The organism is Streptomyces colonosanans (assembly GCF_001866645.1).
GTDB classification, from domain to species: Bacteria; Actinomycetota; Actinomycetes; order Streptomycetales; family Streptomycetaceae; genus Streptomyces; species Streptomyces colonosanans.
In genome coordinates this window covers 41,192-54,086 of record NZ_MLYP01000035.1, presented here as the reverse complement: position 1 = coordinate 54,086, position 12,895 = coordinate 41,192, and the positions used below count along the sequence as shown (strand labels likewise).

The following is a 12,895-nucleotide window of genomic DNA, read 5'->3' as shown; positions in this document are numbered from 1 at the left end:
TCCAGTACGAGGGCTTCCGTCCGGCACGCCGGTGGGGGCACCGCCCGCGCGAGCGAAGCCGAGCGTGGGGGAACGCACCGAACGCCGCTCCTTAACGGGCAAACGTTGCCTGCCGCGGCACTAGCGAGCGATGTCCGCGTACCCCTCGATCTCCCGGGGGCTGCGCGGACCGGGACCCACATAGCGCGCGGACGGGCGGACCAGCCGGCCGGTGCGCTTCTGCTCCAGGATGTGCGCGGACCAGCCGGCCGTACGGGCACAGGTGAACATCGAGGTGAACATGTGCGCCGGGACCTCGGCGAAGTCGAGCATGATCGCCGCCCAGAACTCGACGTTCGTGGCGAGGACACGGTCGGGGCGACGGTTGTGCAACTCCTCCAGAGCCGCCTTCTCCAGCGCCTCGGCGACCTCGAAGCGGGGCGCGCCCAGCTCCCGGGCGGTCCGGCGCAGCACCCGCGCCCGCGGGTCCTCCGCCCGGTACACCCGGTGGCCGAAGCCCATCAGCCGCTCGCCCCGGTCGAGGGCCTGCTTCACATACGCCGTCGCGTCACCGGTGCGCTCGATCTCCTCGATCATGCCGAGGACGCGGGAGGGCGCACCACCGTGCAGCGGCCCGGACATCGCGCCCACGGCACCGGACAGCGCCGCGGCCACGTCGGCGCCGGTGGACGCGATGACGCGGGCCGTGAACGTGGAGGCGTTCATGCCGTGCTCGGCGGCCGACGTCCAGTAGGCGTCCACGGCCGCGATGTGCTTGGGGTCCGGCTCGCCGCGCCAGCGGATCATGAACCGCTCGACGACGGAGTTCGCCTTGTCGATCTCGCGCTGCGGCACCATCGGCAGGCTCTGGCCGCGCGCCGACTGGGCGACGTACGACAGCGCCATCACAGCGGCGCGGGCCAGGTCGTCGCGGGCCTGCTCGGCGTCGATGTCGAGGAGGGGTTTCAGGCCCCACACCGGCGCGAGCATGGCGAGAGCGGACTGCACGTCCACGCGGATGTCACCGGAGTGCACCGGGATCGGGAAGGGCTCGGCGGGCGGCAGCCCGGGGTTGAAGGCGCCGTCGACGAGCAGACCCCAGACATTGCCGAAGGAGACGTGGCCGACCAGTTCCTCGATGTCGACGCCCCGGTACCGCAGGGCACCGCCTTCCTTGTCCGGCTCGGCGATCTCCGTCTCGAATGCGACGACTCCCTCGAGCCCGGGTACGAAGTCGGACATCAGGCGGCTCCTCGTGATGTGTGCGGCGCATGCGGTCGGTGGGGTTCCCGCCGGCCGGTCCGCGGGCCCGGTGGGACGGATTCGGGCGGCGGGCGTCGGCTGCCGGGAGGGTTTCGCGGCCCCGGTTCCACAGTCATTCGCGGTCGTTCTCGAAAACACGTGGTCCGGAACGGTACCTCTGGTGATGCCCCGATCGGTCGTCGGTCATCCGACCCGATCGGCATCAGCACGATATCCCCGAGTGCCATCCGTGGGGAGAGTTTGCGGCACTCAGTGCCACAGGGTGACGAACCACACCCACCGAGTGGTCGCGTGCATACGGCAAGATGACGGCGTGACCGACCGCTTCCCGGACGAACCCGCACCCGAATCCGCAGCTGGACGCGCATCCGAGCACCCCGCCGAACCCGCGGCCGCCGCGGAGCCGGAGCTCGAACCCATCGTCGAACGCGCGGCCGAGGGCCCCATCGAGGCCCCGGTCTCCGACCCCGCCGAGATGCGGGCGCACTATCGCGCCGAAGGACTCGACGAGTCGTCGCTCGCCGCCCACCCCATGGACCAGTTCGCCCGGTGGTTCCACCAGGCCGCTCAGGCCGCCGTGCAGGGGATGATCTACGAGCCGAACGCGATGATCGTCTCCACGGCGGACGCGGACGGACACCCCAGCTCACGCACGGTCCTCTTGAAGCAGTACGACGAGCACGGGTTCGTCTTCTACACGAACTACGACTCCCGCAAGGCGCGCGAGCTGGCGGTCAACCCCCATGCCGCGCTGCTCTTCCCCTGGCATCCGATGGCCCGCCAGGTGATCGTCACCGGTACGGCCCGCCGCACCGGCCGCGACGAGACGGCCGCCTACTTCCGCACCCGCCCGCACGGCTCCCAGCTGGGCGCCTGGGCCAGTGCCCAGTCCTCGGTCATCCGCTCCCGCACCGAACTCGACGTCGCATACGACGAGCTGAGCACCCGTTACCCCGCGGGCACCCAGGTCCCGGTTCCGCCGCACTGGGGCGGCTTCCGTATCGCCCCCGAGACGGTCGAGTTCTGGCAGGGCCGCGAGAACCGCCTCCACGACCGCCTGCGCTATGTCGCCGAGCCGGACGGGACATGGCGGGTGGAACGCCTCAGCCCCTGAATTTCCGGAGCGGTCGCGCACACGCAGACGACCCGCGAGCCCAGGTCCTCCGCCTGACGGCGGAGAAGCCGGCCGGACGTACCGGCGAGCTCGCGGGTCGGGTGACTGCGTGGGATTGGCCGGCTGCGCGTTGCTCGCACGCGCTGATCCGGCGCCGAACCGAGTACGACGACGGGCCGCTAGCCCGCAGCCACCTCAGCTGTCCGGTTTTCATACATTCGCCGAACCACCTCCTTTCGCTGTAGACCACAGCCTAGGAACCGCCCGGAAGCCAATCAATCGGTTTTCCGAGAGAGCGACGGCGACGGTCCGGGCCGGACGGCGCAGCAGTATCCGCCCCGTCGCAGATCCGGGGCCGTAAGGATTTCCCTGGAACTTTCGCGAAGCAGACGTGGGCTGCGTCACGTTCAAGTTGAATGAGGGCGAGTGAGCGAACGTGCCGTACATGCGGACGCGGCAGCCTGCAGGGGGTTCAGGTGAGTGCTTCCCGGCGTGGGGGGACCACGGACGAGCGGGGGCCGGGTGAGCCCGAGCGGGACGGTTCGGATCTTCTGGCCGCGCTCCTCGACGGGATGGACGCGGCCTTGTGCGCTTTCGACGCCGACGGGGTCGTGACCCATTGGAACCGTGAGGCCGAGCGGATCCTCGGATGGTCGGCCACCGAGGCCGTGGGCCGGCGCGGGTTCGCCGGATGGGCCGTGCGGACCGCCGACGCCGCGGAGGTCGAGGCACGGCTGATGGCTGCACGGCAGTCCCCCGGGCGCCAGGTGCACGAGTTCGCACTGCTCACCAAGGACGGCGGGCGGGTGCTCGTACGCATCCAGTCGGCGGCGGTGCGGGGGTCCGGCAAAAGGCCCGGCGGGGTCTACTGCGCCTTCAGCGCGGTCCACGCGCAGATCGATCTGGAGCGGTCCATCGCACTGAGCGAGGCCCTGTTCGAGGGCGCGAGCTGGGGTGTGGTGCTGGTGGACGCCGATCTGCGGCCCGCCGTCGTCAACGCCCACGCGGCCCGCGCGTTCGGCACCGGGCGTACGGCCGCGCTCGGACGGCCCCTCGGGGAGCTGCTCTCCCAGGGCGCCGAGGAGCTGGAGAGCGCGCTGACTCATGTGCTCGCCGAGGGTGCCCCGCCCGCTCCCGCGGAGATGTGGGTGAGCGTGCGGACCGCCGAGGGCGAGAAGCGGCGGTGCTGGCGCAGCGGTTTCGTGCGGCTGGCCTCGCCCCTGACGGAAGAGCCGGTTCCGCTGGGTGTGGGGTGGCTGTTCCAGGACGTCACCGAGGCCAAGCGCGGCGAGCAGGAGGCGGCGCTGCTGCGCTTTCGCTCCAACCAGCTGCACCGGGCCGCACGGGCCGCCGCCGAGTGCGAGGACCCGTGGGAGGCGGCCACCGTCCATCTGGACTTCGCCCTCGCCGGGTTTGCCGATCATGCGCTGATCGACCGGGTGGCGGGCGGCCCGGCGGCGGACGGACAGGGGCCGGTACGCCTGGTGCGGGCCGCCGAGACGCCGTCGGGCGGGCCGGGGCCGAGCGTGCTCACCGGGAAGGCGGGACTGCCCCTGCGGTACGGCGAGGGGCATCCGGCCCTGCAGTGCGTGGAGCGCGCCGGATCCGTCAGGGCCAGAGCGGGCGCCGTCGACCCGGAGCGGGCGCGCGGGTGGGCGCTCACCCGGCAGTGGCCCACGGACGCGGTGCACGCGCTGTGCGCGGCGCTCCGCAGCCGGGGCCGGACGTTCGGCGTCGTGACGTTTCTCCGGGGTTCCGGGCGCAGCGGGTTCGAACAGGCCGACGCGGTGTACGCGGAGGATGTGGCGGTGCGGATCGCCGCCGCGCTGGACCTGGCCGACCGGTTGAAGGCGGCGTCCCAGGCGTAGGGGCCCGCTTCCCGCAGGGGGCGGCTACGCCTGGCGGTAGAAGATCCGGTCGCCGTACTCCCGCAGGATCCGGTCGTTCCACTCGTGGCCGCCGTCGACGTTCCCCGACCTCAGCAGGGGCGGTTCGATGCCGCGGTCGGCGAGGACGCCCGTGGCCGTGGCCATGACCGCCTGGAGCAGGGCCGTGGTGACGACGGTGGAGGCGGGGGCGAAGGGGGCGGGGACGCCGTCGAGACCGAGTTCCGCGTCGCCCACCGCGATCTTCGTGTCGAGGACGACGTCGCAGTGGTCCTTGAGGTACGTCCCGGAGGCGTGCCGCGATGTCGTCTCGGAGGCGTAGGCCACCGATGTCACCCCGATGACCTTGACGCCGAGCGCGCGGGCGTTCATCGCCAACTCCACGGGGAGCGCGTTGCGGCCGGACAGGGAGATGACGACGAGGAGGTCGCCGGACCGCAGCGGGCTGGTGTCGAGGACCGCGCCGGCCAGGCCCTCGACCCGCTCCAGCGCCGAGCCCAGCGTCGCCGGCATGACATCGACGCCGACGACGCCGGGGACCGCGAGCAGGTTCATCAGGGCGAGGCCGCCCGCTCGGTAGACGACGTCCTGCGCTGCCAGCGAGGAGTGCCCGGCGCCGAAGGCGAACAGCCGGCCGCCGGAGGCGACGGTGTCCGCGATCAGGGTGCCGGCCGCCGTGATCGACTCCGGCTCCTCGTCCCGCACGCGCCGCAGCAGCCCGATCGCCGCGTCGAAGAACCTCCCGGCCAGCTCGCTCCCGCCCCTCGGCTCCTCGCTCATCGGCGATGCCCCTTCGAAGTCTCGGTCGTACCGGCGCCCGTGAGGGCCCGTGTCGCGGATCACGGTGCGGTCTGGACCAGTGGGATGTCAATACGGCCGCCCGCACCGTGCGGACGGCGACCGCCCGGCGCGTCCGGGAGCCGGCACCGCGCCCATGACTTTCCGGCTTCCGTTGCGGCGCCCCGGTTGTCAGTGGGATGCGTCAGAATTGAGTCCAGGGCCAGTGCACGCGCCGGTGAGCCGTCGAGCCTCCGGCAGATCTCATCGAGGGGCATGTATGTCCGGACTGATCGACACCACGGAGATGTATCTCCGCACCATCCTCGAGCTGGAGGAGGAAGGTGTGGTCCCCATGCGCGCCCGTATCGCGGAGCGGCTCGACCAGAGCGGTCCGACGGTCAGTCAGACGGTGGCGCGGATGGAACGCGACGGCCTGGTGTCGGTCACCGCCGACCGCCACCTGGAGCTCACGGACGAGGGGCGCCGCCTCGCCACCCGCGTGATGCGCAAGCACCGTCTGGCCGAGTGCCTGCTGGTCGACGTGATCGGCCTGGAGTGGGAACAGGTGCACGCCGAGGCGTGCCGCTGGGAGCACGTGATGAGCGAGGCCGTCGAGCGCCGCGTCCTGGAGCTGCTGCGCCACCCCACCGAGTCGCCGTACGGAAACCCGATCCCGGGTCTGGACGAGCTGGGCGAGGCGGACGGCGGCGTCCCGTTCCTGGACGAGGGCATGGTGTCGCTGACGGAGCTGGACCCGGGTGCGGAGGGCAAGACGGTCGTCGTACGGCGTATCGGCGAGCCCATCCAGTCGGACGCGCAGCTGATGCACACGCTGCGTCGGGCGGGCGTGCAGCCTGGCGCGGTGGTCAGCGTGACCAAGGCCGCAGGCGGTGTCCTGGTCGGCAGCGGCGGCGAGGCGGCCGAGCTGGACGCGGACATCGCCTCCCACGTCTTCGTCGCCAAGCGCTGAGCACGCGTTCGCCGGTCGAGTGCTGAGCGCATGTCGTCGCGGCCCTGAGGTCGCGCGCCCGGCTCGCACGCCCGCGCGGTCGCGCCCTCCGAGGCCGCACGGCCCTGACCGTCCAGAGGTGGGCCCAGACCCCCCTGGCCCCCTCAACTTGCCGTGCAGCAGGGCGAGTTGTGATGCTTTCGCGATCTTACTGCAATCAAGATTCAGTCTGCGGAAGCGCAGCGCTCGGGCCGATCCCATGCAAGGCTGTCGCGTGAGGCATATGACCGGAGCGGCTCTTGGCCGGACGGTGACGGCGATGTCACCTGGCCGGGAAGGGGGCGGAGGATGTGCCGCCGACACGAGGAGGGCCCCGGCGCCCTTGGGCGCCGGGGCCTGTCCTCCCCTGTACTGACCCGGAGCCCCGAGCTCTCAGGGTCATCCCCCTCGGACCGGTTTTCCCCGAGCGGTCCGCCTCCCGCAGAAGATCTCCCCACGGAGGCGGCGGCCAATCCTCGTGAGAGGTCACTCGAAGGTGGGGTGTTGCTGCCGGAAACGGCACTTTCGAATAGCCATTCGATAGCGTGAGTGTGACGATGCCGCTGTAAACGGCGGTGGCACCTGCGACAGCGGTGACCGGCGGCATCCGGTAGAAACAGCAGGACGACAGCGGCAAGACGACGAGGGCGTGGGCCGACCGCGGGAAGCGCGAGCGAGCCCGAGCGGAGCCAGGGGGGTTCCAGGACGATGGTGCGGCGCATCGACGTGACCGGAGCGGGCGGCGTACGCCTCGCCGCGTGGGAGTTCGCCGATCCTCCCAAGACGGGGGAGACCGAGCGGGCGCCGGGCGTGCTGTTACTGCACGGGCTCATGGGTCGTGCCTCGCACTGGGTGTCCACCGCCCGCTGGCTCTCCGAGCGGCACCGCGCCGTCGCGCTCGACCAGCGCGGTCACGGTCGGAGCGGCAAGCCGCCCGGGGGCAAGTACACCCGCGAGGCCTACACCGACGATCTCGAGGCCGCCCTCGACCAGCTCGGCCTCGCCCCGGTCGTTCTCATCGGCCACGCCATGGGCGCCCTGACCGCCTGGCAGCTCGCCGCCAAGCGCCCCGATCTGGTCCGCGGCCTGATCATCTGCGACATGCGGGCCTCCGCGCTCGGCGCTGCCTCGCAGCGTGAGTGGGAGGAGTGGTTCAGCTCCTGGCCCCTCCCCTTCGCCACGCTCGCCGACGTACGGAAGTGGTTCGGCGAGGACGACCCCTGGGTGGAGCGCCCGAACCCGGCCCGCGGCGCGTTCTACGCCGAGGTGATGGCCGAGTCCGAGGACGGCTGGCGGCCCGTTTTCGAACCGGAGCAGATGCTGAGGTCCCGCGAGACCTGGGTGTACGACGCGCACTGGGAGGAGCTGGCGCAGGTGCGGTGCCCGGCCCTCGTCGTGCGCGGTCTCGACGGCGAGCTCGGCCGGGCGGAGGCGCAGGAGATGGTGCGCGTCCTGCCGCACGGCCGGTACGCGGAGGTGGCCGACGCCGGCCACCTCGTCCACCTCGACCAGCCGGAGGCATGGCGCGCGGCGATCGAACCGTTCCTGGACTCGCTGCCCACACCGTGACCGCCGCCGTCCGCGCCCCCCCTGCCGGAGCGCTACCGAACACTTGCCCTTCACCTCCACCCTTCAGGATGGAGGTGAAGGCCCTCCGGTCCCTTGCGGCCCGGAGGGCCACAGCGGCATGGCTACGATTGCGTCATCCGATGACGGAGTTGTCGGATCTACCGCCGGACGGGCGGAAAGTGACGCCTGTGCAGGCCCCTGTAAGACCGATCTCCCCGGAGAGCGGCAAGGGCCGGTGAAGCAGGAACCCGAGGTGGCACCGCGTAGCGGTGCGGACCGCAATCTCCTGCCCTCGGGCAGGAGAGGACGTCAACCCTTGCTGACCGCCGCCAGGATCTCCGGTAGCCGTTGTGCCGCGCGCGGTGCCGTGAGCCGGAGGCTGAGGAGCAGGATCAGCGCCCCGTAGACGGTACCCGCGGGCAGCAGCAGCCAGGTCCACTCGCTGCCGCCCGCGGTGGCGTTCAGCCAGATCGTCGCCGCGATCACGGGTGCGGACAGCAGGGCCGCAGCGACCAGGCCGCCGAAGATGGAGATCCAGGCGATCCCGGTCTGGCCGGGGGCCACGTTCTTGTAGCCCTCCTGCGGTATCGAGTACGGGAAGCGGGCCGAGGTCCACGTGCCCGTGGCCAGCATCGCGCCGAGCAGTGCGAAGGTGAGCCCCAGCGCCTCGGGCAGCTTCTCCCAGGAGCCGATGATCGCGGTTGTCACGACGCTGACGAGGGCGGCGTACGGCAGCGTGATCACCAGCAGCGCCAGCGCCCGGCCGCGCAGTTCCGCGTACGCGTCCCGGGGGGACGAGATCGTCGTCGCGACCATCCAGAACGCGGACGTGTCCTGCCCGAACTGGTTGTACATCTGGATGCCGAGCATCCCCGCCGCGAAGCAGGCGAAGTAGACCGATCCGTGGCCCTGGAGGGCGTTGAAGACCGGCACGATCATCCCGATCGCGAGTGAGGTCACCCAGGCCGTCTTGGTCTTGGGGTCGCGCCACACATAGCGCAGGCTGCGTTCCATCACCGTGCCGGTGCGGCCCGCGGGCAGCAGCCGGAACGGAACCGCCGAGGTGCGCTTTCGGGCGCCCGGTTCGGCGGCCTGGAGCGTGGACGCGTCCGGCGCGGTCATCAGCTTCGTCAGACTGCGTGACCACAGGGTCAGCAGGCCCGCCAACGCCACGGCGCTCAGGAGGAGTTGGGCGGCACCCACTCCGTACGACCCGTTGCTCATGGAGTCGACGGCGCCGATCGCGGAAGCGGGTGGCACCCAGCGCAGCACGTCCCCCGCCGGGTCCAGCTGGGACAGGCCGCCGGAACCCAGCTGCTGAGCACCGAAGTTGACGACCTGTGCGCCGATTGCGATGACGAGTCCGCTCAGGACGGCCAGGTCGCGGCCCTTGCGGCTGGTCAGCAGCCGGATGTTGGCGGCGGTGATGGCACGCGCCAACGCCACGCAGACCAGCAGCGCGAGGACGACGGCGACGACGGCGGTGCCGTAGCCGGCCGCCCCGTGCGCCGTGGAGACCACCGCACCCGTCAGCAGGCACAGCGTGAACAGCGGGCCGATGCCGACCAGGGACGCCGTCAGCAGGGCCCGTACGAGGGGCTGGGGGCGCAGCGGCAGCATCACCAGACGGGTGGGGTCGAGCGTCTCGTCGCCACTGGGGAAGAACAGCGGCATCACCGCCCAGCCGAGCGCCAGGACCGCGGTGCTCAGCACCGCGATCGTGGCGGCGTGCGCGCTGCCGCGCAGGAGGATCAGACCGAGCAGTTGCAGGGCGGCGTACAGGAGTGTGAAGACGACGGACGTGATGTACGCGGCCCGCCGCCCGGCGGACTGCCGCAGCCCGTTGCGCAGCAGGGACAGCTTCAGTCGTACGACGACGCCGGTGACGCCGTTCATCGGACGCCGCCGAGCCAGTCCAGGTCGGCGCCGGCGTCATGTCCGTGTGCGCCGACAAGTTCCAGGAACGCCTGCTGGAGGGAGGGCGCGTCACCGCGTACCTCGGCGAGCGGGCCGTGCGCGCGGATGCGCCCCGCGGCCATGACCGCCACCCAGTCGCACAGCGACTCGACCAGCTCCATGACATGGGAGGAGAAGACGACGGTGGCGCCGGAGGCGGTGTACCGCTCCAGGACGCCGCGGATGGTCTGCGCGGAGACCGGGTCGACGCCCTCGAACGGCTCGTCGAGGAAGAGGACTTCGGGGTTGTGGAGGAGGGCGGCGGCAAGCCCGATCTTCTTGCGCATGCCGGTCGAGTAGTCGACGACGAGCTTGTGCTGGGCCCCGGCCAGGCCGAGGACGTCGAGCAGCTGGGTGGCCCGCTTGTCGACCTCGTCGCCGGGCAGCCCGCGCAGCCTGCCCGTGTACGCGAGGAGTTCGCGCCCGGAGAGGCGTTCGAAGAGCCGGAGTCCCTCGGGCAGGACGCCGATGCGGGCCTTCACCGCGACCGGGTCGCGCCACACGTCGTGGCCGGCGACCTCGACGGTGCCCTGGTCGGGCCGGAGCAGTCCGGTGACCATGGACAGAGTGGTGGTCTTCCCGGCCCCGTTCGGGCCGACGAGTCCGATGAACCGTCCGGCAGGCAGCTCCAGATCGATTCCGGCGACGGCGATCTGTTCCCCGAACCGCTTCCAGAGTCCTTGTACCCGTACGGCGGCCACGCCCGCCCCAACCTCGTTCATACAAACACCTTACGGGGCAGGAGTGCCCGTAACGGGCGTGGGACGAGGGCCATCACGCGGCGCCGCCGCGCGGGCGCGGGCGGCGGCGAACAACTCGCGCCCGTTCACGGACAGTTGAAGGGAGAGTGAAACGCGGTGCCTATCGGTCCCGCCCGCAGGCATAGGCCAAGGTCGGGACCAACTCCTCCGCGTCCGGCAGCCATCGGTTCTCCGGCGTGGGCCGACAGGCCCACTGCACCGGCCCCCGCGCCCCGTACCGGGTGGGCGGCGCGGCCACGTACGTGCCTTCGCCCAGGGTGACCAGGTCGAGGGAGGAGGCGGCCCAGCCCAGACTCTGCAGCAGGTCGGGGACCTTGGCCGCCGCGCCGGGCAGCACGAAGAACTGCATGCGCCGGTCCGGCGTGAGGATCACCGGCCCGAACGCCACCTCCATGCGCTTCATACGTGCGAGGGCGAGGAAGCCGGCGGTCTCCGGCACGTCGATCACGTCGAACGTGCGCCCCGCGGGCAACAGGATCGACGCGGTCGGCTGTTCGGACCACAGACCGCGTACTACGGTCGCGCTGCCGGTCGCCCGCGCCGCCCAGTCGTCGTGCGCCGGATGCGCGCCGGGCGCAGGGCACGCGGGCTCGCCGCAGGAGCAGTGCTGCGTTCCGTCGGCGACGTCCAGCCAGGTCCCGGGGAACACGTCCCAGTGACGTTCTTCGACGTACCGCACGGCGGCTTCCGCGATCGAATCGCCCTGCTGCTTCGGGACGTGGGCAGCTGCAGGCCCCGCGATGGTCTCTTCCACGTCGGACTCAACTTCAGCTGTCACCGGGGGTTACGCCTGCCCTCTCCGCCGTCATCGCCCGCTCCGGGAAATAGCTATCGGCATGTCCCTTTTATCTCACATGCGCGGGGGAGCACTGTTTCCGCGGTCGGGGCGCATGGGTGCACGGCCGGGGGCGCGCAAGAGGATCGGCAACGGGGGCCGGGTAACCACGTGTGGGGTACTGCATCAGCCTTTACCCCGGCAATCCTCGCATGTCTCGCATTAGCGGTATGTCTGCGGGGCACTGATCTTCAAGACCGGACCTTTCGGTACACAGCAGGATGTTCCGAGGGGTCGGCCGCCGAAGACACGTCAACTCGGTGCGCGGGCGGGCACCGCAGCCACACGGCGAGTGAGCCGAAGGGGCGCGCCCCGGAGGCGAACCGAGCCATGAATATGGGGGTATGCCATGGCCGCAAGGCCTCTCGTCGCGCGGCAGCCGAACGAACGGCTGCAGGCGCTCATCCAGGAAGCGGGCTGCTCCAACGCGGGGCTCGCCCGCCGGGTCAACATGTGCGGCGCGGAACACAGCCTCGATCTGCGCTACGACAAGACGTCCGTGGCCCGCTGGCTGCGCGGGCAGCAGCCACGCGGCCGGGCCCCGGCGATCATCGCGGAGGCGCTCGGCCGCAAGCTGGGGCGCACGGTCACGATCGACGAGATCGGCATGGCCAACGGCAAGAACCTCGCGTCGGGCGTGGGACTGCAGTTCTCGCCTACGGTGCTCGGTGCCATCGAGCAGGTCTGTGAGCTGTGGCGCAGCGACGTCGGCCGCCGCGACTTCCTGTCCGGCTCGTCGGTCGCCGCGTCGGCGCTCGTCGAACCGAGTCGTGACTGGCTGATCTCCACACCGGACGCACAGGTCGCGCGCTCCACCGGGCCAGGGGTGGGGTCCTCGGACGTGGCGGCGGTGCGCGCGATGACCCAGGCACTGGTCGAGCTGGACCACCAGTACGGCAGCGGGCATGTGCGCCCGGTCGTCGTGCACTACCTCAACAGCGTCGTCTCGGGGCTGCTCGCGGGCTCGTACCGGGAGGCCGTCGGGCGCGAACTCTTCGCTGCCGTCGCACGGTTGACCGAACTTGCCGGGTACATGGCCATCGACACCGGGCAGCCCGGACTCGCCCAGCGGTACTACATCCAGGCGCTGCGCCTCGCGCAGGCCGCAGGTGACAGGGGATACGGCGGCTACGTCCTCGCCGCCTCCATGAGCCATCTCGCGGTGCAGCTCGGAAACCCTCGGGAGATCGCGCAGTTGGCGCGTGCGGCGCAGGAGGGGGCGCGCGGCCGGGCGACCCCGCGTGCGGAGGCGATGTTCTATGCCGCCGAGGCGCGCGGGCACGCGCTGATGGGCGACGCGCGGGCCGCGCAGATCGCGTCCGGGCGTGCGGTCACGGCACTGGAGTCGGCCGACGCGGCGTCCGGGGACGATCCGGCGTGGATCGCCCACTTCGACCACGCGTATCTGGCGGACGAACTGGCGCACTGCCACCGGGACCTGGGGCAGGCCGAGGCGGCTGCTCGCCGGGCGGAGGAGTCCCTCGCCGGACATCCCGCCTCCCGGGCCCGGCGCCGGGCGATCGGCTTCGTCCTGCTCGCCACCGCACAGGTGCAGCAGCGCGAGGTGGAACAGGCCTGCGCCACGGGCCTGAAGGCCGTGGAACTGCTCGGCACGCTGCGGTCCAACCGCGGCGCCGAGTACCTGGAGGACTTCCAGCAGCGCCTGGAGCCGTACCGGGACGAGGCGGTGGTGCGGGAGTTCGGGGCGCGGCTGGAGCTGGCGGCGGCCTGAACCGGACCCCGGGGGCCGGGGACACCGTCACG

The 12,895-nt window shown here is 71.5% G+C and carries 10 protein-coding genes; 5 read left to right on the top strand and 5 right to left on the bottom strand.

The window, feature by feature from the left end:
* Nucleotides 1-120 precede the first annotated feature (120 nt).
* Nucleotides 121-1,221, bottom strand: coding sequence for a citrate synthase 2 (locus BIV24_RS12945; RefSeq protein WP_071366412.1), 1,101 nt, complete (start codon nucleotides 1,219-1,221; stop codon nucleotides 121-123).
* Nucleotides 1,222-1,717: 496 nt separating this feature from the next.
* Between BIV24_RS12945 and pdxH the strand changes: the two genes are divergently transcribed.
* Both pdxH and BIV24_RS12935 read left to right on the top strand, forming a co-directional pair.
* Nucleotides 1,718-2,356, top strand: a complete 639-nt coding sequence (gene pdxH / locus BIV24_RS12940; RefSeq protein WP_071366417.1) for a pyridoxamine 5'-phosphate oxidase — start codon at nucleotides 1,718-1,720, stop codon at nucleotides 2,354-2,356.
* Nucleotides 2,357-2,832: 476 nt separating this feature from the next.
* Entirely contained in the window at nucleotides 2,833-4,224 is a 1,392-nt protein-coding gene (locus tag BIV24_RS12935; RefSeq protein ID WP_071366411.1) for a PAS domain-containing protein, read from the top strand.
* Between the two features lie 24 nt (nucleotides 4,225-4,248).
* Here BIV24_RS12935 and BIV24_RS12930 read toward each other — a convergent pair whose 3' ends face one another.
* Nucleotides 4,249-5,022 (bottom strand): SIS domain-containing protein, encoded by a 774-nt coding sequence (locus tag BIV24_RS12930; RefSeq protein WP_071366410.1) that lies wholly within the window; start codon nucleotides 5,020-5,022, stop codon nucleotides 4,249-4,251.
* 277 nt (nucleotides 5,023-5,299) lie between these two features.
* On the opposite strand from BIV24_RS12930, the gene BIV24_RS12925 reads away from it, so the two are divergent.
* Entirely contained in the window at nucleotides 5,300-5,992 is a 693-nt protein-coding gene (locus tag BIV24_RS12925) for an iron-dependent transcriptional repressor DtxR (protein ID WP_071366409.1), read from the top strand.
* Between the two features lie 726 nt (nucleotides 5,993-6,718).
* Nucleotides 6,719-7,579 carry an alpha/beta fold hydrolase gene (locus BIV24_RS12920; RefSeq protein WP_071366408.1) on the top strand — a complete coding sequence of 287 codons (861 nt, stop codon included), beginning with the start codon at nucleotides 6,719-6,721 and terminating at the stop codon, nucleotides 7,577-7,579.
* 309 nt (nucleotides 7,580-7,888) lie between these two features.
* Here the strand turns inward: BIV24_RS12920 and BIV24_RS12915 are convergent, their stop codons facing one another.
* From BIV24_RS12915 to BIV24_RS12905, 3 genes are all read right to left on the bottom strand, one after another.
* Nucleotides 7,889-9,475: a transporter gene (locus tag BIV24_RS12915; protein ID WP_071366407.1), complete on the bottom strand. Its 1,587-nt coding sequence runs from the start codon at nucleotides 9,473-9,475 to the stop codon at nucleotides 7,889-7,891.
* Nucleotides 9,472-10,257 carry an ABC transporter ATP-binding protein gene (locus BIV24_RS12910; protein ID WP_071366406.1) on the bottom strand — a complete coding sequence of 262 codons (786 nt, stop codon included), beginning with the start codon at nucleotides 10,255-10,257 and terminating at the stop codon, nucleotides 9,472-9,474. Before BIV24_RS12910 ends, BIV24_RS12915 begins: the two co-directional genes overlap by 4 nt.
* Before the next feature lie 139 nt (nucleotides 10,258-10,396).
* Nucleotides 10,397-11,050 carry a bifunctional DNA primase/polymerase gene (locus BIV24_RS12905; RefSeq protein ID WP_071366405.1) on the bottom strand — a complete coding sequence of 218 codons (654 nt, stop codon included), beginning with the start codon at nucleotides 11,048-11,050 and terminating at the stop codon, nucleotides 10,397-10,399.
* 430 nt (nucleotides 11,051-11,480) lie between these two features.
* Between BIV24_RS12905 and BIV24_RS12900 the strand changes: the two genes are divergently transcribed.
* On the top strand, nucleotides 11,481-12,863 hold the full coding sequence (locus tag BIV24_RS12900; protein WP_071366404.1) for an NsdA family TPR-like regulatory protein: 1,383 nt from the start codon (nucleotides 11,481-11,483) through the stop codon (nucleotides 12,861-12,863).
* Nucleotides 12,864-12,895: the final 32 nt, after the last annotated feature.

What these genes read in the sequence shown, in the direction of transcription:
- BIV24_RS12925 (WP_071366409.1), top strand. Translation starts at nt 5,300, where the DNA reads ATGTCCGGACTGATCGACACCACGGAGATGTATCTCCGCACCATCCTC.
- BIV24_RS12945 (WP_071366412.1), bottom strand. Translation starts at nt 1,221, where the DNA reads ATGTCCGACTTCGTACCCGGGCTCGAGGGAGTCGTCGCATTCGAGACG.
- BIV24_RS12910 (WP_071366406.1), bottom strand. Translation starts at nt 10,257, where the DNA reads ATGAACGAGGTTGGGGCGGGCGTGGCCGCCGTACGGGTACAAGGACTC.
- pdxH (WP_071366417.1), top strand. Translation starts at nt 1,718, where the DNA reads ATGCGGGCGCACTATCGCGCCGAAGGACTCGACGAGTCGTCGCTCGCC.
- BIV24_RS12920 (WP_071366408.1), top strand. Translation starts at nt 6,719, where the DNA reads ATGGTGCGGCGCATCGACGTGACCGGAGCGGGCGGCGTACGCCTCGCC.
- BIV24_RS12930 (WP_071366410.1), bottom strand. Translation starts at nt 5,022, where the DNA reads ATGAGCGAGGAGCCGAGGGGCGGGAGCGAGCTGGCCGGGAGGTTCTTC.
- BIV24_RS12900 (WP_071366404.1), top strand. Translation starts at nt 11,481, where the DNA reads ATGGCCGCAAGGCCTCTCGTCGCGCGGCAGCCGAACGAACGGCTGCAG.
- BIV24_RS12915 (WP_071366407.1), bottom strand. Translation starts at nt 9,475, where the DNA reads ATGAACGGCGTCACCGGCGTCGTCGTACGACTGAAGCTGTCCCTGCTG.